Source organism: Lichenibacterium minor, assembly GCF_004137685.1.
GTDB classification, from domain to species: domain Bacteria; phylum Pseudomonadota; class Alphaproteobacteria; order Rhizobiales; family Beijerinckiaceae; genus Lichenihabitans; species Lichenihabitans minor.
On record NZ_QYBB01000007.1, the window covers coordinates 45931 to 67590 of the forward strand.

The 21660-nt window shown below is 73.6% G+C and carries 21 protein-coding genes; 9 read left to right on the plus strand and 12 right to left on the minus strand.

The annotated features are described in order from the left end of the window. Positions 1-58: 58 nt before the first annotated feature. Positions 59-556, minus strand: a complete 498-nt coding sequence (locus D3273_RS08260; RefSeq protein ID WP_129225357.1) for a hypothetical protein — start codon at positions 554-556, stop codon at positions 59-61. An 81-nt stretch (positions 557-637) separates the two neighbouring features. Further along, positions 638-1006, minus strand: coding sequence for a GFA family protein (locus D3273_RS08265; protein ID WP_245501069.1), 369 nt, complete (start codon positions 1004-1006; stop codon positions 638-640). 80 nt (positions 1007-1086) lie between these two features. Between D3273_RS08265 and D3273_RS29920 the strand changes: the two genes are divergently transcribed. The 5 genes from D3273_RS29920 to arfB all read left to right on the plus strand — a co-directional run bounded on the left by D3273_RS29920 (position 1087) and on the right by arfB (position 6492). After that, a complete protein-coding gene (locus D3273_RS29920; protein ID WP_165359425.1) occupies positions 1087-1305 on the plus strand; it encodes a YjiS-like domain-containing protein in 219 nt (72 codons plus the stop codon). Continuing rightward, on the plus strand, positions 1305-1625 hold the full coding sequence (locus D3273_RS08275) for an ArsR/SmtB family transcription factor (protein WP_129225361.1): 321 nt from the start codon (positions 1305-1307) through the stop codon (positions 1623-1625). The genes D3273_RS29920 and D3273_RS08275 overlap by 1 nt, the downstream gene beginning before the upstream one ends. A gap of 64 nt (positions 1626-1689) precedes the next feature. Beyond that, complete coding sequence (locus D3273_RS08280; protein ID WP_129225363.1) at positions 1690-5097, plus strand: hybrid sensor histidine kinase/response regulator; 3408 nt, start codon at positions 1690-1692, stop codon at positions 5095-5097. Then, positions 5094-5996, plus strand: a complete 903-nt coding sequence (locus tag D3273_RS08285) for a response regulator transcription factor (RefSeq protein ID WP_129225365.1) — start codon at positions 5094-5096, stop codon at positions 5994-5996. The genes D3273_RS08280 and D3273_RS08285 overlap by 4 nt, the downstream gene beginning before the upstream one ends. Before the next feature lie 73 nt (positions 5997-6069). Next, entirely contained in the window at positions 6070-6492 is a 423-nt protein-coding gene (arfB, locus tag D3273_RS08290) for an alternative ribosome rescue aminoacyl-tRNA hydrolase ArfB (RefSeq protein WP_129225367.1), read from the plus strand. A 318-nt stretch (positions 6493-6810) separates the two neighbouring features. On the opposite strand, the gene D3273_RS08295 is transcribed toward arfB, so the two are convergent. The 3 genes from D3273_RS08295 to D3273_RS08305 form a co-directional block, all read right to left on the minus strand. After that, positions 6811-7005, minus strand: a complete 195-nt coding sequence (locus D3273_RS08295; protein ID WP_129225369.1) for a hypothetical protein — start codon at positions 7003-7005, stop codon at positions 6811-6813. 195 nt (positions 7006-7200) lie between these two features. Then, positions 7201-8316, minus strand: a complete 1116-nt coding sequence (locus tag D3273_RS08300; RefSeq protein WP_129225371.1) for a Gfo/Idh/MocA family protein — start codon at positions 8314-8316, stop codon at positions 7201-7203. A gap of 129 nt (positions 8317-8445) precedes the next feature. Further along, the gene (locus D3273_RS08305) at positions 8446-9375 is read right to left on the minus strand and encodes an AEC family transporter (RefSeq protein WP_129225373.1); all 930 of its coding nucleotides are present in this window, start codon (positions 9373-9375) and stop codon (positions 8446-8448) included. Between the two features lie 115 nt (positions 9376-9490). Here D3273_RS08305 and D3273_RS08310 point away from each other — a divergent pair, with 115 nt between their 5' ends. Next, positions 9491-10873 carry a pentapeptide repeat-containing protein gene (locus tag D3273_RS08310; protein ID WP_129225375.1) on the plus strand — a complete coding sequence of 461 codons (1383 nt, stop codon included), beginning with the start codon at positions 9491-9493 and terminating at the stop codon, positions 10871-10873. 166 nt (positions 10874-11039) lie between these two features. Here D3273_RS08310 and D3273_RS08315 read toward each other — a convergent pair whose 3' ends face one another. Continuing rightward, complete coding sequence (locus D3273_RS08315; RefSeq protein ID WP_129225377.1) at positions 11040-12815, minus strand: SLC13 family permease; 1776 nt, start codon at positions 12813-12815, stop codon at positions 11040-11042. A gap of 187 nt (positions 12816-13002) precedes the next feature. Here D3273_RS08315 and D3273_RS08320 point away from each other — a divergent pair, with 187 nt between their 5' ends. Genes D3273_RS08320 through D3273_RS08330 form a run of 3 tightly spaced genes read left to right on the plus strand, consistent with a single transcriptional unit; the run spans position 13003 to position 16385 of the window. Next, positions 13003-15333, plus strand: coding sequence for a hybrid sensor histidine kinase/response regulator (locus D3273_RS08320; RefSeq protein ID WP_129225378.1), 2331 nt, complete (start codon positions 13003-13005; stop codon positions 15331-15333). Between the two features lie 24 nt (positions 15334-15357). Continuing rightward, the gene (locus tag D3273_RS08325) at positions 15358-15738 is read left to right on the plus strand and encodes a response regulator (RefSeq protein ID WP_129225380.1); all 381 of its coding nucleotides are present in this window, start codon (positions 15358-15360) and stop codon (positions 15736-15738) included. 14 nt (positions 15739-15752) lie between these two features. Then, positions 15753-16385, plus strand: coding sequence for a hypothetical protein (locus tag D3273_RS08330; protein WP_129225382.1), 633 nt, complete (start codon positions 15753-15755; stop codon positions 16383-16385). Positions 16386-16415: 30 nt separating this feature from the next. Here the strand turns inward: D3273_RS08330 and D3273_RS08335 are convergent, their stop codons facing one another. From D3273_RS08335 to lgt, 6 genes are all read right to left on the minus strand, one after another. After that, the gene (locus tag D3273_RS08335) at positions 16416-16850 is read right to left on the minus strand and encodes a CBS domain-containing protein (RefSeq protein ID WP_207210739.1); all 435 of its coding nucleotides are present in this window, start codon (positions 16848-16850) and stop codon (positions 16416-16418) included. Between the two features lie 48 nt (positions 16851-16898). Then, entirely contained in the window at positions 16899-17156 is a 258-nt protein-coding gene (locus D3273_RS08340; RefSeq protein WP_129225384.1) for a hypothetical protein, read from the minus strand. Between the two features lie 204 nt (positions 17157-17360). After that, entirely contained in the window at positions 17361-18827 is a 1467-nt protein-coding gene (xylB, locus tag D3273_RS08345; protein WP_129225386.1) for a xylulokinase, read from the minus strand. Between the two features lie 91 nt (positions 18828-18918). After that, positions 18919-19695: a purine nucleoside phosphorylase YfiH/LACC1 family protein gene (locus D3273_RS08350; protein WP_129225388.1), complete on the minus strand. Its 777-nt coding sequence runs from the start codon at positions 19693-19695 to the stop codon at positions 18919-18921. Beyond that, complete coding sequence (locus D3273_RS08355; protein WP_129225390.1) at positions 19692-20798, minus strand: class I SAM-dependent methyltransferase; 1107 nt, start codon at positions 20796-20798, stop codon at positions 19692-19694. Before D3273_RS08355 ends, D3273_RS08350 begins: the two co-directional genes overlap by 4 nt. Further along, on the minus strand, positions 20795-21625 hold the full coding sequence (gene lgt, locus D3273_RS08360; protein WP_129225392.1) for a prolipoprotein diacylglyceryl transferase: 831 nt from the start codon (positions 21623-21625) through the stop codon (positions 20795-20797). Before lgt ends, D3273_RS08355 begins: the two co-directional genes overlap by 4 nt. Between the last annotated feature and the right edge of the window lie 35 nt (positions 21626-21660).

Sequence of the window (21660 nt, forward strand, 5' to 3'; positions counted from 1 at the left end):
TCGCGCGGACCGGGGCGGGGCCGGATCGCGCTTCGAACGCCCGAGCCCGTGAGCGGCGTCACGGGACCGGCCGCTTCCAGAACCGCCACCCCGCCATGACGCTCACGGACACGCGGCCGAACCCGAGCCGCACCCACCGCCGCCACTGCATGTCGACGGGGGCCCCGCTCCCCCTGTCGTAGCGCAGGCGGCACTGGCGCGGCTCGGCCCGCCCCTCCATCACCCGGCCGATCTCGACGGTGCCGGGGCGGTGGCCGAGCTTCCACTGCCCGACGCGGAACGTGCCGTCCGACCCGAGCGTGAAGCCGCCTTTCTCCGCGCCGCCGCCCGCCGAAGCGGTGTGGCCGGTGTCGGTCAGCGCTTCGGCGACGCCGCCCGGCGCCGACCACGACGCCCCCAACTGCACCGCGCTGGGCCTGGGGGTGAGGGGCAGCAGGGCGACGAGGCGGCGCGCCAGGGCGCCCGAAAAGGTGTCGCCGTCACCCGCGATCTCGTCCGCGATGGCGTTGAGTTCCAGGCGGGTCGACAGCGAGATGCCGGGGGCGGGTGGGGGCATGGCGTGGTCTCGCGTTCCGCGCCCGTCCCGGTGACGGGTGGAGGTCGGGCAGGGCGCATATGGGGTCACGGGGCACTGCCGTCAGGCGCCCTCGCGCATGCCCCCGGTGAAGATGTGACGGCCGAAGACGAGGCCCGACGGGTCGTCGAGGCTGCCGGCCGACACGGAAACCCGATCGCCGCCGAGCCGCCGCCAGAACAGCTGAGACCCGCAGGCGGAGCAGAAGCCGCGCTCGGCGACGGGAGACGAGCGGAACCAGCGCAGCTTGCGGCCCTCGATCGCGAGGTCGTCCGGTGCGCAAGCCGTGTAGGCGCCCACGCTCGTGGCTGAGCGAGCGCACATGGCGCAGTGGCAGATCGAGACAGGGTGCAACGGCCCGCGGACTGCGAAGCGGACCGCGCCGCACAGGCAACTGCCCGTCGCCGTCGTCTCCTCGTTCGTCGTCGTCATATTCCGTTCCCCATCCCTTGACGCTGCCTCATATAACGACATATCTAGTTATGTCGTCAAGTGTGGGCAGGAGCAGGGCCATGTGGGACGCACTGGTGCTTTGCCGCGACGCCGCTGAGGTCGCCTGGGCTCGCCGCCGCGTTTCAGCCGAGCTGGAAGCCTTGAGCGACCGATATCTCGCCGATATGGGTCTGGAGCGGTGGGACATCCCCGCCCACGTGCGCTCCGTCCTGCCCTGGCCGGCATCGCCTGTCCGGCCGCAACCTCGCTACCGGCCGTCGTTGCGGGGGTGCGGCTGATGGAACTCGGCTTCGCCGAGGCCGCGCGCTGCCTGGCCGACCTCGGCCACCCCCAGCGGCTCGAAGCCTTCCGCCTCCTGGTGCAGGCCGGCGACGCCGGATTGAGCGTGGGCGACCTCGCGGAACGCCTCGCCATCCCGCGCTCGACCCTGGCCCATCATCTCGCCCAGCTCGCCGCCTCGGGGCTGATGGTCCAGGCCCGCGAAGGACGCATCCGGCGCTGCCGCGTCGTCCCGGCGCGGGTCAAGGCACTGCTCGCCGTGCTGGGCGACTGCTGCGAAGGGCTGCCCGACATGGCGGAGACGGGCGGATCGCCCTGAACCGCGTCTTTGCCAAACCCGCGCCTCCCGGCCCATAACCTGCATGGGCCCGCACGGGGGATCGATGACCGGACGCCAACGCATCCTGCCCGTCAGGCGCGACTACAACCGATGGGTCGCCGACGAGACGCTGGAAGACTTCGCGCTGCGCTTCACCGCCAAGGGGGCGCGGCGCTGGTCGTCGTCGCGCGTGTCGCAGACGGCGCTCGGCGCCATCTCGTTCCTGGCGCTCGAAGCCATCGGGGGCAGCGTCACCCTCACCTACGGCTTCTCCAACGTGCTCGCCGCCACGCTCGTGGTGGCCGCGCTGCTGTTCGCCACGGGCCTGCCGATCTCGGTCTATGCGGCCCGCTACGGCGTCGACGTCGACCTGCTGACGCGCGGCGCCGGCTTCGGCTACATCGGCTCCACCGTCACGTCGCTGGTCTATGCCACCTTCACCTTCATGCTGTTCGCCATCGAGGGGTCGATCATGGCGACGGCGCTGAAGCTGTTCTTCGGCGTGCCGCTGGCCCTGGGCTACCTCGTCAGCGCCGTCGCGGTGATCCCGCTGGTGACGCACGGCATCAGCTGGATCAGCCGCTTCCAGCTCGTCACCCAGCCGCTGTGGATCGGGCTGAACCTGCTGCCCGTCGGCTTCATCGCCTGGCACGACCGCGCGGCGATCCTCGACTGGACCGCGTTCGGCGGCCTCGCCGCGGGGCCTGGGCCGGCGGGCGGCTTCGACCTGCAGAAGTTCGGCGGAGCCGCTTCCGTGATCCTCGCCCTGATGCCGCAGATCGGCGAACAGGTGGACGTGCTGCGCTTCCTCCCGGCCCGGCCCGCCCCGGGGCGGGCCACGCGGGCGTGGTGGTGGTCGCTGCTCGCCGCGGGCCCGGGCTGGATCGTGCTCGGCGCCCCGAAGCTGCTGTTCGGCTCGTTGCTCGCCGTGATGGCGCTGCGCGCCGGCGTGCCCGCCGATCACGCCGCCGACCCGGCCGAGATGTACCGTATCGCCTTCGGGTACGTGTTCGGGAACCCCGACGCCGTGGCGCTGCTCGCCGCCGGCTTCGTGGTGGTGTCGCAGCTGAAGATCAACGTCATGAACGCCTATGCGGGCTCGCTCGCCTGGTCGAACTTCTTTTCGCGCCTCACCCATTCCCACCCCGGCCGCGTCGTGTGGCTGGTGTTCAACGTCGCCATCGCGTTGCTGCTGATGGAACTCGGCATCTACGCCGCGCTGGAGCGCATCCTCGCGCTCTTCGCCGTCGTGGCGGTGGCGTGGCTCGGCGCGGTGGTGGCGGACCTCGCCATCAACAAGCCGCTCGGCCTGTCGCCGCCCGGCATCGAGTTCAAGCGCGCCCACCTCCACGACATCAACCCGGTCGGCTGCGGCGCCATGGCGCTCGCCACCCTGGTGGCGCTGCTGGCCGCCGCGGGCGCCTTCGGGGACGCCGCCGCGGCCCTCGCGCCCTTCGTGGCGCTCGCGACCGCGCTCGTGTCGGCGCCGTTGATCGCCTGGGGCACGGGCGGCCGGTTCTACCTCGCCCGCCGGCCCCGCGCGTCCTGGGCCGGGCGGGCCTCCGTCGCCTGCGCGATCTGCGCCCATCCCTTCGAGCCCGAGGACATGGCGCATTGCCCCGCCTATGCGGGGCCGATCTGCTCGCTGTGCTGCTCGCTCGACGCCCGCTGCGGCGACCTGTGCCGGCCGCGCGCCACCGCCCCCGTTCAGGTGATGGCGGCGCTCAAGGCCCTGCTGCCGCGGCGCTGGGGGACGCGCGTCAGCCGCTCCGCCGTGCAGTTCGGCGCCACCTTCCTGTGCTTCGTGGCGACGGTCAGCCTCGTGCTGCTGCTGATCGACTTCGGCGCCGCCGCCACCGGCCCGGCGATCCGCGGGGTCGTCGACCGCACGCTCTGGGCGGCCTTCGCGATCCTGTCGATCGTGTCGGGCGTGCTGGCCTGGTTCTTCACCCTGTCGGGCGAGGGCCGCCGCGCCGCGCAGGACGAATCCGCGCGCCAAACCGCGCTGCTGCTCGACGAGATCGCCGCCCACCGCCGCACCGACGCCGAGCTGCAGCGCGCCCGCGACGTCGCCGAGGCGGCCAATTCGGCCAAGAGCCGCTACGTGGTGGGCCTGAGCCACGAGCTGCGCACGCCGCTCAACGCCGTGCTGGGCTACGCGCAACTGTTGGAACGGGACGGCGACATCCCGCCGGCGCGTCGGAACGGCCTGCGCGTCATCCGCCGCTCGGCCGAACACCTGAGCGGCCTCATCGACGGGCTGCTCGACGTGTCGAAGATCGAGGCCGGGCGGCTGCAGGTCCGCTCCGACCGCGTCCGCACCGCCGAGTTCTTCGCCGGGCTCGTCGACATGGTCCGGCTGCAGGCCGACGCCAAGGGGCTCGCGTTCCGCGTGTCGGGCCTCGACGCGCTCCCCGCCGCGGTCCGCACCGACGAGAAGCGGCTTCGGCAGATCCTCATCAACCTCCTGTCCAACGCCATCAAGTTCACGCCGGCCGGCCACGTGGCCCTGTCGGTGTCGTACCGCAACCAGGTGGCGACGCTCGACGTGGCCGACAGCGGCCCCGGCATCGCGCCCGAGGACCGCGCCCGCATCTTCGAGCCCTTCGACCGCGGGCCGCGGGCGCGGGCCGACGCCGTGCCGGGCCTCGGGCTCGGGCTCACCATCACCCGGCTGCTCGCCGAGCTGATGGGGGGCGACATCGCGGTCGTCGAGCCGCCGGACGGCGGCGCGCTGTTCCGGGTGCGCCTGATGCTGTCGGCCGCCGCCGCACCCGCCGCGGCGGCCCCGCGTGCCGTGTCGGGCTACCGCGGGCGGCGGCGCACCCTCATGGTGGTCGACGACGACCCCGAGCAGCCGGTGCTGATGCGCGCCATCCTGGAGCCGCTCGGGTTCGCCGTGCTGAGCGCGCGCGACGGGCCGACCTGCCTGTCGCTCGTCGCCGACGTCGCGCCCGATCTCTTCGCGCTCGACGTGTCCATGCCGGGCATGGACGGCTGGGCGTTGGCCGCGGCGCTGCGGGCCCGCGGCTTCGACGCGCCGATCCTGATGATGTCGGCGAACCTCGGCGAAGGGGCGCCGGCGAGCGACGCGCCGGGACGCGACGGGGCCCAGGACGCAGCCCAGGGCGCGGCCCACGACGCCGCGCTGCCGAAGCCCTTCGACCTCGCGCGGCTCATCGACCTCCTGGGCTCGCTCCTGGCGCTCGACTGGATCGAGGGCGCGCCGGCGCCCGCCGCCGCGGCGACGGGCGGTGCCGGGACGGGGCTGGCCGCCGCGGATATCGCGGAGCTGCGCCGGCTGTGCGCCATCGGCTACGTGCGCGGGCTCGAAGCGAAGCTCGGCGAGGTCGGCGACGGGCCCGTCGCGGCGGCGCTGCGCGAGCGCCTCGCCCGCTTCGACCTCGACGGCTTCGCGCGCCTGCTCGACGGCGCGGAAGGGATGCGCGCGCCCGAAGCGCTCGCGCCGTGAGCGGGGCCTCGACCCCGCTGCGCGACACCGTGCTGGTGGTCGACGACACGCCCGACACGCTGGGCTTCCTCACGGAAGCGCTGGAGCGCGCCGGCATCACCGCGCTGGTGGCGACCGGGGGCGCGCAGGCCCTGGCGCTGGTCGGCCGCGTGGTGCCGGACCTGATCCTGCTCGATGCGGTGATGCCGGGGCTGGACGGCTTCGAATGCTGCCGGCAGCTCAAGGCCGGCCCGGCCGCCCATGTGCCGGTGATCTTCATGACGGCGTTGAGCGACACCGAGCATGTCGTGGCGGGGCTCGGCGCGGGCGGCGTCGACTACGTCACCAAGCCGATCCGCCTCGACGAGCTGATGGCGCGCATCCGCGTCCACCTCGGCAACGCCCGCGCGGCGCAGAGCGCCCGTGCGGCGCTCGACACCGCGGGGTCGGCGCTGGTGGCGCTCGCGCCCGACGGCGCCGTGCTGTGGTCGACCCCGCAGGCGGCGGCGCTGCTGCGCGCGGCCTCGCCGGGGGACGGGGCGGCCCTGCCGCCAGGGCTCGCGGCACGGCTCCTCGCGGGGCGCGATGCGCCCGTGCTGGCGCCGGGGGAAGGGGGGCAGCCCTCGCTGAGCTTCGCCTTCGTGGGCGCGGTCGGGGCGGGCGAGCTGCTGTTCCGCTTGAGCGTCCACGACCCGCGCGGCGACGAGGCGGTGTTGAAGGCGCGCTTCCCCGTCACGGCGCGCGAAGCCGAGGTGCTGCTGTGGCTCGCGCGCGGCAAGAGCAACCGCGACATCGCGGCCATCCTCGAGCTGGCCCCCCGCACGGTGAACAAGCACCTCGAGACCGTCTTCGCCAAGCTCGGCGTCGAGAACCGCGCGTCCGCCGCCGTGCTGGCGGTTCGGGCGCTGGGGGAGCGGTGAAGCCCCGCCCCGATCGGCTCGCGCCCCCGGACCCGAAGCTGTAAGGATCGCCCGATGCTATGGAGCCTTTCCGGTGATCAGGATCATGGAGCGCATCGCGCTCGACGACGACGAACTGCACGAGGACTTCATGCGCTCGTCGGGCGCGGGCGGGCAGAACGTCAACAAGGTCGAGACGGCGGTGCAGCTGCGCTTCGACGTGCGCGGTTCGCCGAACCTGCCCGAAGGCGTGCGCGGGCGGCTGGAGCGGCTGGCCGGGCGGCGGCTGACCAAGGACGGCGTGCTGGTGCTGACGGCCCAGCGCTTCCGCACCCAGGAGCGCAACCGCGCCGACGCGCTGGAGCGGCTCGTCGAGATGGTGCGCGAGGCGGCGGTGCCGCCCCCGCCGCCGCGCCGGCCCACGCGGCCGACGCTCGGCTCGAAGAAGCGGCGGCTCGAGGGCAAGCGCATCCGCGGCGACGTGAAGGCGATGCGGGGGCGGGTCGAGGGGGATTGACGGCGCCGACCTCCGCGGCAGCGGCCCTTCGAGGGGCGGCCCATCGCCGTCGGGGCTCGACAGGCGACGCTCAGCGCGACGAGCGCTCCAAGCCGTCGAGCTCCCGAGACGGCGTTCGACGAGCGGATACGAGGTCCGGCGGAGCCGCGAGGGGCGCCCGGCGCTCGCCATGGGCGGGCCAGTCCCGGTGCGAGATGACGATCCACAGCTTTCGCCGCGGATCGCCGCCGCTCCTCGTCGGTTCCGAAGAGAGGCGCTTGCAGCCCCCCAGGTCGGACACTTCGCCGATGGTGCGGACCGATGCGTCGGGTGAGCCCGTCACAGCATCCACCAGATCGACGCGAAGGTGGCCGCCGTCACCACCACGGCCCACCCGACGAAGAGCCGGACGATCAACCTGACCTGGCGCTCGGCCTTCGCCCGCGCCGCCGCCTCGGCTTTCGAGCGCTTGCCGTGCTGCGCCAGCCAGGTCTCGTACCAATCGACGTAGGGGCCCGACGGCAGGGACGTCACCTTTCCGCGTTCCCCATCCATCCCCGCCATGCCCGTCCCGTTTCACGATGTGCCGTCGGCGCCCCGGGGAGCGCACGGCCCAGTCAACGCCCGGCGGGAGCGGGGCGCCAGTGCCGCGGCGTCGCAGCGGCCCGCCGGGGGCGGGGCGGGTCGACCTGCGGCGCGGGACGGGGGCGGCTCAGGCGTCGCGCGGGCTCACCCCACCGTGGCCCACCCGCCCTCGCGGGCCGCGCGGTAGATGGCTTCGACGGTCTTGGCCACCTCCCAGCCTTCGCGGAAGTCGGCGTGGCCGGGCCGCTCGCCCGCGATGGCGCGCAGGAAGTCCGCGACCTCGATGGCCTTCAGGTCGTTGAAGCCGAGCCCGTGCCCCGGCGCCGGGCAGAAGCGCCCGTAGGGCTCGTGCTCGGGCCCGGCCTCGATCGTGCGGAAGCCCCGCACCCCGGCGGGGTCCCGCGTGCGGTAGAGCTTCAGCTCGTTCATCCGCTCCTGCGTGAAGCGGATCGCGCCTTCCGAGCCCGACACCTCGAACTCCAGCCCCATCTTGCGCCCCGTGGCCATCCAGTTGGCCTCGATCGTGCCGACGGCGCCGTTCTCGAAGCGCAGGGCCGCGGTGGCGACGTCGTCGACCTCCACGGCGCGGGTGCCGCCCTCGAAGGGCCGATCCTTGACCAGCGTGGCGGTTTCGCCCGTCACCGCCGCGATCGGCCCGACGACGTGGCGCGCCAGGGCGATGATGTGGCTGCCGATGTCGGCCAGCGCGCCGCCGCCGCCCGACGGGTCGAGCCGCCACGTCCACGGGTTGGAGGCGTCCGTCATGAAGTCCTCGGCGTGGACGCCGCGGAAACTGCGAACGGCGCCGATCTCGCCCGCCCGCACGAGGTCGCGGGCGAGCCGCACCATGGGGTTCTTGAGGTAGTTGAAGCCGACCTGCGTGGCGACGCCGGCGCGCTCCGCCGCCAGCGTCATCTCGCCGGCCTCGGCGGCCGTGGGGGCGAGCGGCTTTTCGCAATACACGGGCTTGCCGGCCGCGATGGCCCGCAGCGCCATCTCCCGGTGCAGCACGTTGGGCGTGGTGATGGACACGATGCCGACCGCGGGGTCGTCGACCAGCGCCCTCCAGTCGCCGGTCGAGCGCGGGAAGCCGAGCGCCGCCGCGGCGCGGGCCGCCGCGGCATCGGACGCGTCGGCCAGAATCGCCGGCTCGGTCCGCACGGGCAGGTCGAACACGCGGTCGGCGTTGAGGAACCCCAGCGCATGCGCCTTGCCCATGAAGCCCGAGCCGATCAGCCCCACCCCCAGCGTCGTCGCCATCCCGTCCCTCCCTTGATCGCCGCCCCGTCGCGGGCGCCGTGGCCCATCATAAGGCGGGGCCCGGCCATTTCGGAACCCCCATTCCACGCATCGTGCGATTTAGAACGTCCGGGCCGGGGTCGCCCGGCGTCACCGCCCGATGAGCACGACCAGCGCCGACACCGTGGCGACGCTCAGCACGGTGGACAGCAGGATGGCGCGCGACGTCGCGGCCGCTTCCCGCTCGTAAAGCTTCGCCAGCATGAAGGGGCCGGTGCCGGTGGGCAGGGCGGCGAGCAGCAGGGCGGAGTCGAACCAGGGCTTCGGCATCGGCACGAACCAGGCGAAGCCGAGGGTGAGAAGGGGCTGGGCGACGAGCTTCAGGGCGACGAGGCGCCCGACCTCGCGCGGGTCGGCGCGCTCGCGCTGCCCGTGCAGGAACAGCCCGATGGTGACCAGCGCGCAGGGACCTGCCGCGGCGCCGAGGAGCGCGACGAAGCGGTCGACCGGCACCGGCAGCGGCAGCCCCGTCGCGGCCCACAGGCCACCGGCGACGGGCGACGCCAGCAGCGGGTTGCGGCACAGCGAGCGCCCCACCTTGCCGAACGTCCGCCGCAGGCTCGGCGTCGTGGCGAGGTCGACCTCGATCAGCACGATGGCGAAGCCGAACAGCAGGCAGGCGGTCAGCAGCGTCGAGATCACGAGCGCGGGCAGCACGCCCTGGCCGAACAGCCCCAGCCCCAGCGGGATGCCCAGGAACCCCGTGTTGGCGTAGGCGGCGTCGAGCCCCTCGATGGCGCGGTCGGCGAGGCGCTTGCCCGGGCGCCGGTCGAGCAGCATCGACAGCCCGAAGGTCAGGGCGATGCCGGCCCCGGTGGCGAGCGCGAAGCCGGGATGGTCGATGTCGGCGAAGCTCATCCGCGCCGTGGCGCCGAACAGCAGGGCCGGCAGCGCCAGCCAAACGACGAACAGGTTCAGCGCGTCGGTGACGGAGGGGCCGAGCAGCCCGCGGGCCCCGGCGAGGTAGCCGACGCCGATCAGCGCGAAGACCGGCAGCACGGCGTCGATCACGGGGTTCATGGGGGAGCGGGGATCCTGCGGCGGGAAAGCCCGTCCTAACCCGTCGCGGCGGGGCGAACCACCCCACGTCGGCGCGGGTTGACCGGCGGGCTCCGCGGGGGCGATGACGACGCGCATGACCGATCCGGAAACGCGTCCCGCCGCGGCACCGCCGCCCGACGACGGCCTCGTGGTCCGCTTGAAGGCCGGGCGGATGCCGCTGGCCGAAGCGCTGCGAGGCCGCGACCTGTCCGGCCTGCTGGGCGGGCGCGACGCCGTCGCGCCGCCCGAGGGCGCGTCGCCCCCCTGGTGGGACGCGGACAGCCGCGGGCTCGCGCTCAGCGGGGTCGACCTGTCGGGCGGCCGCCTCGCGGGCGCGCAGCTTCGGGGCGCCAACCTGCGCGGTGCCGACCTCAGCGACGTCGTGGGTCGCTCGGCCGACCTCGGCGAAGCGGTGCTGGAGCAGGTGCGCTTCGTCGGCGCCGACATGGGCGGCACGTCCTTCGCGGGTGCCAGCGCCGGGGAAGCGGACTTCACCGACGCCATGCTGGAAGACGCGCGCTTCGCGGGCGCCCACCTGCGCTACGCCACGCTCGTCGACGCGCTGCTCGACAGCGCCGACTTTTCCGGCGCCGACCTGTGGGGCGTGCGCGCCGCCGGGGCGGAGGCCGACGACGCGAGCTTCAAGGGCGCGCGGTGCGACGAGGCCGATTTCGCCGGCGCCAACCTCGCCGGCGTCGACCTGACCGGGGCCAGCCTGAAGAAGGCGAGGTTCGGCGGCGCCAAGCTGCGCGGCGCGAAGTTCGACGGCGCCACGATGGACGGCGCGCATTTCGACGGGGCGGACCTCAGCAATGCCAGCCTGCCGCGGCTGAACCTGCAAACCTGCTCGCTGAAGCACGCCCGCCTCGCCGGCGCCTGGCTCGACAACACCCGCCTGCGCCCCGAACAGCTCGGCGGCGCGGTCGGCGAGGAGGTGGCGAAGGAGTTCCACGCGGCCCGCGACGCCTACGTGGTGCTGGAACAGAACTTCCGCTCGCTCGGCAACGGCGACGGCGCGTCCTGGGCGTTCCGCAAGGGCCGGCTGATGGGCAAGCTGCACGAGCGCGAAACGGCGCTGCACGGGTGGGCGCAGCGCGACTGGCGCAAGGCCGCGCGCCACGGGGCCAACTGGCTGTCCGACGCCTTCGTGGAATGGCTCTGCGATTACGGCGAAAGCCTGTGGCGGGTGATGCGCGCCTTCGGCACGCTGATCGTGCTCTTCGCGGCCCTCTACGGCATCACCGAATCGCTCGACCGCGTCACGCAGGGGCCGGCGGGCGAGATCAAGCGCGTGACCGAGAACCCCTTCGACCTCCTGGTCTACTCGTTCCTCAACATGCTCTCGACCTCGGCGCCCGACATCGGGCTGCGGCCGGCGAGCCCCGTGATCTACCTCGTCACCTCCCTGCAGGGAGCGGTGGGCATCGTGCTGATCGGGCTGTTCGGCTACGTGCTCGGAAACAGGATGCACCGCTAGGGGGAGGCTCGATCGCCGCACGCCTTCGGTTCACCGCCCCCGTCCGACCGACGCCTGTCGCCGGCGACGCCCGACGAGGCGGTCATCCGGGCACCTGACCGATGGTGCCGATGGGTTCGAACGGCTTCGACGACGATGCGCCGGGCCGCAGGGCGCCCGACGCGACCTACGGCGCATGCCCGTGCAGCGGCCAGAAGAAGCTGATCAGCGGCACGCCGGCCGCCACCACCATGATGGACAGCGGCAGGCCCAGTCGCGCGTAGTCGCTGAAGCGGTAGCCGCCCGGCCCCAGCACCAGGGTGTTGCACTGGTGGCCGACGGGGGTGAGGAAGTCGCAGCCGGCGCCGAGCGCCACCGCCATCAGGAACGGGTCGGGGTTCAGGCCGAGCTTCACCGCCAGGCTGCCGGCGATCGGCCCCATCACCAGCGTGGTGGGGGCGTTGTGGAAGAAGGGCGTCACCGCCATGGCGATCACCATCACCACCGCCAGGGTGGTGGTGGGGCCCAGCCCCTCGACGGCGTGGCCGAGCCCGCGCGCGAGGAGGTCCGTGCCGCCCGTGTCGCGCACGGCATGGGACAGCGGGATCAGCGCGCCGAGCAGGAACAGGATGTGCCATTCCACGGTCCTGTAGGCTTCGTGCATCGTCATGGTGCGCAGCAGCAGCAGGATCACGGCGGCGGCGAAGAAGGCCACCGCCACCCCCACGACCTTGAAGGCCACGAGCGTCATGGCGACCGCCAGCACCGCCAGCGGCGTCCAGCCGCGGTGGCTGATGCCGAGCGTGATGGAGCGCTCGGCCAAGGGCAGCACGTGCAGCTCCCCCAGCTTTTCCGGCAGGGTGGGGGACGACGAGCGCAGCACCACGACGTCGCCCAGGCGGAACCGCACCGTCGACAGGCGCTGCAGGATGGCGGTGCCGCGGCGGCTCAGGGCCACGAGGCCGACGCCGTGGCGGGCCTGCAGGGCCAGCTGGCTCGGCGTGCGGCCGATCAGGGGGGAGTTCTCGGTGATGACGCCTTCCACCACGGTGGCGACGCCCTTGGCTTCCGCGTCTCCGCCGCTGGCGAGGTCGAGCCGGGCCTGGGCGACGAGCTGCTCGAGCCCTTCGGGCTCGCCGCGCAGCAGCAGCACGTCGCCCGCGTGGAGGCGCGACGCCGGGGTCGGCGCGTAGCGGCGGAAGCGCTCGCGCACGATGCCGGCCACCGACACGTCCCCCTCCTGCATGGCTTCGAGGTCCGCGACCGTGCGGCCGACCGCGGGCGACTGCGGGCCCAGCACCGCTTCGGCGGTGTAGCTTTCGATGGTGAAGGCGGCATCCATCGAGGACGCGGCGCGGCGCTCCGGCAGCAGCCGCCAGCCCACGGCCAGGAACGCGATGGTGATGGCGGCGATCGACAGGCCCACGGGGGTGAAGTCGAACATGGTGAAGGGGTGGCCGAACATGTCGGCCCGGACCTTGGCGATGATGATGTTGGGCGAGGTGCCGACCAGCGTGACGACGCCGCCCGTCAGCGACGCCGCCGCCATGGGCATCAGCAGCGCGGACGGCGACGTCTTGTGGCGTCGGGCGAGCTGCAGGGCGATCGGCATGAAGATCGCGAGCGCGCCGACGTTCTTGGTCACCATGGACAGCAGGAGCACGCAGCCGGCCAGCGCCGGCACCTGGACGCGCGTCGTGCGCAGCTTGGGCAGGATCGGGCGCATGATCGCCTCGATGACGCCCGAGCGCGCGATGCCGGCGCTGACCACCAGCGCGGCCGCGATGATGACGATGATCTCGTCCGAGAAGCCCTCGAAGGCGTGCTTTTCCGGCACGATGCGCAGCACGATGCCGACCAGCAGCGCCGACAGCGCCACGAGGTCGTAGGGCAGGCGGCCCCACACGAAGAGGCCGATGGTGACGGCGATGAGCCCGAAGGCCAGCGCTTGGTCCAGTGTCATACCCTGTCCGATCGATGGCTTCGCGGCGCGCAGAACGGCGCCGCGGGGCGGGATGCCGGCCCCCGCGGCGGCCCGGACGTCGGACGCGCGGAGCCGGTCCGGTCCGCCGCGTTATACTCCCCGCCCGGGCTTCCATCCAGGGATCCCGTGGACCATATGGCGTCTGGACGGAGCCGAAGGACGAGGAATGGCAGGGGCGAGCGACGAGCGATCACCGAGGCCGGCGCCCGCCGGACCGACGACGGCCGACTTCCGCCACCTCGCCGACTCCATCCCGCAGCTCGCGTGGATCGCCGACGGCGCGGGCTCGATCTTCTGGTACAACCGCCGCTGGTACGACTACACCGGCACGACTCTGGACGAGATGCAGGGCCGGGGCTGGTCCAAGGTCCACCACCCGGACCACGTGCTCCACGTCGTCGAGCGCTACAACGAGGCCTTCTCCCGGGGCGAAACCTGGGAAGACACGTTCCCGCTGCGCCGAAGCGACGGCACCTTCCGCTGGTTCCTGTCGCGCGCCGAGCCGGTGCGCGACCAGGACGGCGCCATCCTGCGCTGGTTCGGCACCAACACCGACGTGACGGATTCGCGCGACGCCGAGGCGGCGGTGCGGCGGTCCGAGGAGCGGTTCCGCACCCTGATCTCGGCTTCGGCCGACCTGATCTGGACGGCGGGGCCGGACGGCGGGCTGATCCCGCCGCTGCCGACCTGGCGCGCCTACACGGGCCAAACGGAGGCCGATTACGCCGGCTGGGGCTGGCTCGACATCGTCCACCCCGACGACAAGCTGCGCGTGACGGAGCTGTGGCGCGAAGCGCTGCACAGCCGCGTCCTGTTCCACGCCGAGTTCCGCCTGCGCCGGCGCGACGGCGAGTGGCGCTATTCCGAGGCCCGCGCCGCGCCCGTCATGTCGACGGACGGCACGGTGCGGGAATGGGTCGGGGTGAATTCCGACATCACCACCCGCCGCCAGGCCGAGGACGCCATGCAGGAGGCGAAGGAGCTGGCCGAAACGGCCAACCGCGCCAAGAGCCAGTTCATCGCCAACATGAGCCACGAGCTGCGCACGCCGCTGTCCGCCGTGATCGGCTACAGCGAGATGCTGGCGGAGGAGATCGAGGACGTGGGCCACGTCGGGCTCCTCACCGACGTCGGCAAGATCGAATCTTCCGCCCGCCACCTGCTCGGGCTCATCAACGACGTGCTCGACCTGTCGAAGATCGAGGCCGGCCGCATGACCGTCGAGGCCGTCGACTTCGACGTGGCCGGCATGGTGGACGAGGTCGTGAACGCCACGGGGTCGCTCGTCGCCAAGAAGGACAACCGGCTCCGGCTGGACCTCGGCGGCGGGCTCGGCCGCATGCATTCGGACGAGCTGAAGATCCGGCAGTGCCTGATGAACCTCGTGTCCAACGCCGCGAAGTTCACGGAAGGCGGCGAGATCGTGCTGCGGGTCCGGCGCGACTCCGCCGACGTCCTGACCTTTGACGTCGAGGACAGCGGCATCGGCATGACGGACGAGCAGATGGGGCGGCTGTTCCAGCGCTTCAGCCAAGCCGACGAATCGACCACGCGCCAGTTCGGCGGCACCGGCCTCGGCCTCGCCATCACGCGCGCCTTCGCGCGCAAGCTCGGCGGCGACGTTTCGGTCGAAAGCCAACCCGGCCGGGGCTCGACCTTTCGCCTCCAACTCGCCGCGCGCGTCCGGTCGGACGACGGCGGGGGCGACACGGTGGCGATCCTGCCCGAGCCGGTGCCGCAGGGCGCCGAGCCCGCGGAACCCGCGGGCCGGATCCTCGTGGTCGACGACGACCCGGCGGCGCGCGACCTCCTGGCCCGCTTCCTGAAACGCGAAGGCTTCGCCGTCACCGGCGCGGCGGACGGGCAGGCGGGCCTGACGCTCGCCCGCGCGCTGCGCCCGCAGGCGATCCTGCTCGACGTCGAGATGCCGAAGATGGACGGCTGGTCGGTGCTGCACGCGCTGCGCCAGGATCCCGCGCTGGTCGACACGCCGGTGGTGATGGTGTCGGTGAAGAACGAGCAGAGCCTCGCCTACGCGCTCGGCGCCACCGATTACCTGCTGAAGCCGGTCGACTGGGACCGGCTGAAGCGCGTCATGGACCGCGTCCACCCCCACAAGGAGGGCGTCGTGCTGGTGATCGACGACGACGAGGGCGCGCGCGAGCGGATGCGCTTCGCGCTGTCGCGCGACGGCTGGACCGTGGTGGAGGCCGAGAACGGCCAGCGGGCGCTGGAGCGGCTCGACGGCGTCACCCCGAGCCTCATCCTGCTCGACCTGATGATGCCCGTCATGGACGGCTTCGATTTCCTCAAGCGGCTGCGCCAGCGCGCCGACGGGGGGCTGGTTCCGGTGGTGGTTTTGACCGCCAAGGATGTTACACCGGAAGAAAGGGCCAGCCTCGACGGGCAGGCCGAACGGATCATCAGCAAGGGCAGCCTCAGCCTGCCCGACCTCGCCCACGAGTTGCGGGAGCTCATCCCCGCCGCCGGGCGATAGCGGTTTGTCGTCGGAGATTTCTGCATGCGCATATTGCTCGTCGAGGATCATGAGGAGATCTGGGACTTCCTGTCCCGGAGGTTGCGGCGGCGCGGGTTCGAGGTTGTGCTGGCGGCCGACGGGCAGGAGGGCGTCGACAAGGCGGGCTCCGAGGCGCCCGACATCATCCTGCTCGACATGAACCTGCCGATCATCGACGGCTGGACGGCGGCGTCCATGATCAAGGCCGAGGCCAAGACTGCCCACATCCCCATCATCGCCCTGACGGCCCACGCCATGTCGGGCGACCGCGAGAAGGCCATCGCGGCCGGCTGCAACGACTACCATCCGAAGCCGGTCGACTTTTCCCGCCTGCTCGCCCAGATCGAGGCGCTGGGCGGCAAGGCGGCCCCGGCCGGGGCCTGACGGTGGCCGGCTCCGTGCCGGACGTCGCCGCGGCGGCGCCCCGCTCGGGTTTCCTGGCGGGGCTGCAACGCCTGCTGGAGCGCCGCGCGGACCATGACGGGCGGGCCACCGCCCTCGAGCCGCCCCCGCCCGCGGCCCCCCCGGGCGGCGAGGCCGAAAGCGACGGGAGCCGGCGCGAGCGCCGCCTGCGCCTCCCCCAGGAGATCCTCGACCGCAGCCTGTCGGGCAAGGTGCTCGACGGCTGGCTGCAGAACCGCCACCAGGTCCTGGTGCCGCTGACCTTTCGGCTCGGGCGGCTCGCCGCGGACGATGCGGCGGTGCTGATGCGCTTCACCGCCGCGGCGCTGCTCAACGCGTCTAAGGCGGACGAGCCGGCGCGCCGCGGCGTCGAGCGCTGGCTCGGCGAGGTCGGGGCGGCGGGCGATGCCGTCGCCCAGTTCCGGGCCGCCGTGGAAGCCCCCGAGCCGCTGAGCCGGCTGATCGCGGCCGTGCGCGAGCGCGACCTCGCCCCGTATGCCTACGCGGCAGCGGTCGTGGCGTCGGACACGCGCGACCCCGCGGGGCGGCTCTTCGCCAACTTCATCGCCGCGCGCCTGGCGCTGCCGGCCGACGCCGTCCGTTCGGTGGACCGGCGCTACCGCCGGTGATGCCCGCCGCCGCCCCGGAAGCGGGGACCGTCACCCTTCCACCCGCCCCGCTTCGGTGATCTCGCTCAGCGCGTCCTGCAGGCCGCGGCTGTCGACGAGGAGCTTGCGGGAAATGTCGGCCAGCGTCACCCAGCCGGCGACGCTGCCGCGGTCGTCGGTGACGGGCAGGCGGCGGACGTGGTTGGCCGCCATCAGGTCCATGGCGACCTGGAGCTCGTCGGTTTCGCGGCAGGAGATCATCGACCGGGACGCGACGTCGCGCACCAGCGTTGCGTTGGGGTCGAGTCCCGCCGCGATCACGCGGAACAGCAGGTCGCGATCGGTCACGATGCCCTCAAGGGCGTCCGGCGCGCCGACCGGCAGGGCGCCGACGTCGAGTTCGCCCATCAGTTCCGCGGCTTCCTTCACCGGGGCGTTGCCGCCGATGAACTCCACCGCCGTGCTCATCACGTCCGCCACCTTCACGCGCCCACCCTCCGCTTCAGGCCGGAGATGTAGCACGCCGCGCGGGGATCAGCTCCGGCCGTCGAGCTTCCAAACGTAGACTTCGCGGCCGTTGTGGGCTTCCGCGATCTTGACGTGGTGGGCGGGGCCGACGCCGGGGCAGTCGCGCAGCATGCGTTTGGCCGCTTCCTTCACGGTGCTGAGATGGCCGAGCTCGTGATGGGTCGCGACCAGATGCGCCGCGCCGGCCGCCCGCCGCCAGATGGTGATCTCGTACAGCATCGATCCGACAAACCGCACGCCCCGCCGGGTGTCAACGCGCGACATCGCCCCCGCTCAACAACACCGCCCGAAGGGGCGGCGCTGTGTTATTGCGATGCCAAAGCTGGATTTATTCCATTTCTACCCTGATCCCCGCTTCGACTGTTCGGCGCCGGCCCCGGATCCCCGATCCGGCGGCGGCCGGGCGCGGCCGCCTCCCGCGCGGCGACGCCGCCTCCCGCGCGGCGACGCCGACGAACGGGAGGCGCGTCACGCCGGGCGGGCGAACTCCCCCTTCAGCGCGGCATACAGCGACCGGAAGGCTTCGAGCCGGGGCGCATAGGCGTCGGCGAGCCGCGCTTCAGGCGCGACGACGTCGGCTATGGGCGGCGGCACCGCGACGTCGCGGGCGTCTCCGCCCGTGGCGGCGAGGCGGGCCAGCCGCGCGGCGCCGAAGGCGGGGCCCCGCGCCCCGCCCGCGTGGCGCTCCAACGGCACGTCGAGCACGGACGCGATCATCCGCCCCCACAGGCGCGAGCGCGCGCCGCCGCCGATGAAGCCCAGCGCCGCGGGGCGACGAGCCGGCGCCAGGGCGGCGAGGCCGTCGGCCAGCGAGAAGGCCACGGCCTCCATCACGGCCTGGGCGATCTCGGCGGGGGTCGTCGCGGCGGTGAGGCCGAGCAGGGCGCCGCGCGCGTCGGGGTCGTCGTGCGGGGTGCGCTCGCCCGCGAGGTAGGGCAGGGCAAGGAGGGCGGAAGGGCCGGAGAAGCCCGCCTCGACCTCGGCGAGCAGGGTCGCGACGTCCGGGCGGCCGGTCCAGCGCGCCGCGGCGGCGAGCGGGCTCGCGCCGTTGAGCAGCGCCGCCACGCGACACCACCGGTCCGGCAGGGCGTGGCAGAAGCCCTGCACGGTGGGATCGGCGGGCGGCGCGTGGCGGTCGGACGCCAGGAACACCTGGCCGGACGTGCCGAGCGACACGAAGCCCGTGCCGGGCTCCACGGCGCCGATGCCGACGCCGCCGACCGCGGTGTCGCCGCCCCCGCCCGCGACCGGCAGGCCGGGGCGCATCCCCCAGCGCGCCGCGAGGTCGGCCCGCAGCGTCCCCGACACGGCGGTGGACTCGACGATCCGCGGCAGCCAGGCGGGGTCGGCGCCGCAGGCGGCCCCGAGGGCCGGCGACCAGGCGCGGGCACCCTGGTCGAACAGCCAGGTCCCGGCCGCGTCGCTGGGGTCGGTCGCGCGCTCGCCCGTCAGCTTCAGGCGGACCCAGTCCTTGGGCAGGAGCAGGTGGCGGGCCCGGCCGACCGCGTCCGGCTCGTGGCCGCGCAGCCAGGCGAGGAGCGGCCCGGTGAAGCCCGGCATGGGGCGGACGCCGGCGGTGGCGGCGAGTTCCGGGTGGCGCCCCGCGAGGTCGCGCGCCTGCGCGGCGGCGCGGCCGTCGTTCCACAGGATCGCGGGGCGCACAGGGCGGTCCGCGCCGTCGAGCAGCAGGGCGCCGTGCATCTGGCCCGACAGGCCGATCGCGTCCGTCCGGGCGAGAACGGCGGGGTGCTCGGCGCGCATGCGGTCGAGGCCGGTCGCGACCGCGTCCCACCAGCGGTCCGGATCGTCCTCGGACCAGGAAGGGCGGGGGCGGGACGGCCCGAGGGGGACCTCGGCCGAAGCCGCGGGGGCTTCCCGGTCGTCGACCAGCACGATCTTGACCGAGGAGGTGCCGATGTCGATGCCGAGATACATGGGGTTGCCTCGAACGGGGTTTCCAACGGCCTTTGGCGGGGTGGGGGCGGAGCCCCGCCGGGCTTCCGCCGGCGGCTCGACCGACCTCCCGTCACCCCCGCAGCGCGATGGCGCCGACCAGCCGGCCGTAGTCGGGCTCGCCGCGATGGGTGGCGCGGCGGAAGGAGAAGAAGCGCGCCTCGTCGGCGTAGGTGTCGAGCGCCAGGTCGACGACGCGCCCGATCCCCGTGCCGCGCAGCCGGTGGCCGATGAAGCCCGGTAGGTCGAAATGGTGGTGCCCCGCCCGGGCCGAGGGCGCGAAGAAGCCCTCGTAGACGCCGTCCCGCTCGACGACCCGGGCGCGGAACTCCGGACCCACCTCGTAGGACTCGCAGGCGATGGTGGGGCCGAGCACCGCCGCGATGCCGCGCTTGGTCGCCCCGAGGCCCAGCATGGCCTCGACGGTGGATTCCAGCACGCCGAAGACGGCGCCCTTCCAGCCCGCGTGGCAGGCTCCGACGACGCCGGCTTCCGCGTCGGCCAGGAGCACGATGCCGCAATCCGCCCCCGTGACGGCCAGGGCGAGCCCCGGCGTGCGGGTGGCGAGCCCGTCGCAGCGCGGCCGGTCCTCCTCCCCGAACGGCGCCGAGATCGCGACCGCGTCGGGCGAATGGACGAGGCGGGGCAGGACGAGGCGGTCGGCCGCCACCCCGAGGGTGTCCGCCATGCGGCGGCGGTTCTCCATCACGTTCTCGCGCGCGTCGCCCGAGCCGATGCCGCCGTTCAGCGAGCCGTAGATCCCGGTCGACACGCCGCCCTGGCGCGTGAAGAAGCCGTGGGCGATCCCCGGCGCATCGAGAGCCGGCGCCGTGATGGGCTGGAGCGTCATGGCGAAACGTCCTCGAAGCCGGGTGGGACGGGGAGGGCGGGGGCCGTGATGGCCAGCGCCTGGAACAGGTCGCCCATGCCGGGCCGCCCGGCCGTGCCGGGGCCGGCCAGCCGGTCCACCGCGGCGGCGATCGCGGCGGCCTGCTCGGGCGTGGCACGGGTCTTCAGCGCCGCCGCGCGGGCGTCGAGCCCGAGCGCGCGCAGGAAGGCACCCTGCGGCACGGGGCCGTGGACCGCGGCGCCGGCGCTTTCCGCGGCGCGGCGCAGCCCGCCGAAGTCGACGTGGGCCGACAGGTCGGCTTCCCCGGGCTCGGCGAGCGGATCGGCGAAGCCGTGGCGGCGCACGGCCTGCAGGGTTTCGGCGAAGGCCGGCTTGGCGTAGCCGTAGTCGACCACCAGCGCGGCGCCCCCGTGGCGCGCGAGCCGGGCCGCGAGCCCCCTGGCCAGGCCCTGCGCGACGAGGCCGACTTCGATCACGGCGCCCTCGGGCGCTTCGACCCGAATGGCGGGCTCGGGTTCGGGCGCGAGGCCGAAGGCCAGCACTTCGCCCGAAAGCCCGTCGCCGGCGAGCCCGACGAGCCGCTGCCGCCAGCCTCCGGCGGTCCGCACGTAATGGCGCACCGGCAGGGCGTCGAAGAACTCGTTGGCGACCACGACCGCGGGGCCGGGCGGCACGTCCTCCACGCCGCCGTGCCACGAGAGCGGGACGCCGCAGCCCCGCAGCGCGGCGCGCTGGGCGTCGCGCAGAGCGGGGCTGGTTTCGACGAGGTGGATGTCGAGGGCGCCGGGGAGGCCCGGCACCCGGCGCATCACCCGCAGGGCGTCGGCGAGCAGCGTGCCGCGGCCCGGGCCGAGCTCGACGAGGCGCAGCGTTTCGGGGCTGCCCATGGAAGCCCAGACGGCCGCCGCCCAGGCGCCGACGAGCTCGCCGAACATCTGGCTGGTTTCGGGCGCGGTGGTGAAGTCGCCCGCGGTCCCGAGCGGGTCTCGGGTGCGGTAGTAGCCGAGCGTCGGGTGGCCGAGGCACAGCGCCATGTAGCGGTCGACGCCGATCGGCCCCCCGTCGAGGATCAGGGCGCGGATCTCGTCGCCGAGCGCCGTCACGCGAGCACGGCCGGCGGCCGCCGCGGGCGGAGCGCATAGGCGATCAGGGCGAGCCCGATGGCGAGGAGCGGCAGCGACAGCAGCATGCCCATGGTGGCGCCGCCGAACAGGAAGCCCAGCTGCGCGTCGGGCTGGCGGAAGAACTCCGACGCGATGCGGGCCAGCGCGTAGCCGGCGGTGAACAGCCCGGTCGACAAGCCGGGGCGCTTCAGCGCGCCGAGCCGGATGGCCACGGCCAGCACGACGAACAGGCCGATGCCTTCCAGCCCGGCCTCGTAGAGCTGGCTCGGGTGGCGAGGGATGGGGCCGGCGCCCGGGAACACCATGGCCCAGGGCACGTCCGGCGCTTCGCGGCCCCACAGCTCCGGTTTGATGAAATTGGCGATGCGGCCGAGGAACAGGCCGATCGGCACCACCGCGGCGACGCCGTCCGCCACCGACAGGAAGCGCACGCCGACGCGCCGCGCGAAGATCGCCATGCCGATGGCGGTGCCCACCAGCCCGCCGTGGAACGCCATGCCGCCGTTCCAGGCCGCCACGATCTCCAAGGGGTTCGCGAGGTAATAGGCGGGGTTGTAGAACAGCACGTAGCCGAGGCGGCCTCCCAGCACGATGCCGAGTGCCACGTAGACGACGAGGTCGTCGATCGACACCGGAGTCGGGTGCCGGACGTCGCCCCATAGCCGGTCGGCCGCGCAGAGCCGCTTCATGTAGAACCAGCCGAGCACGATGCCGGCCACGTAGGCCAGCGCGTACCAGCGGATCGGGAAGGGCCCGACGTCGACCAGGACGGGGTCGATCACCGGATAGGGGAGGACGAAGAACATGGCCGCGACATGCCCCGCGGGTCGCGGCGGCGTCA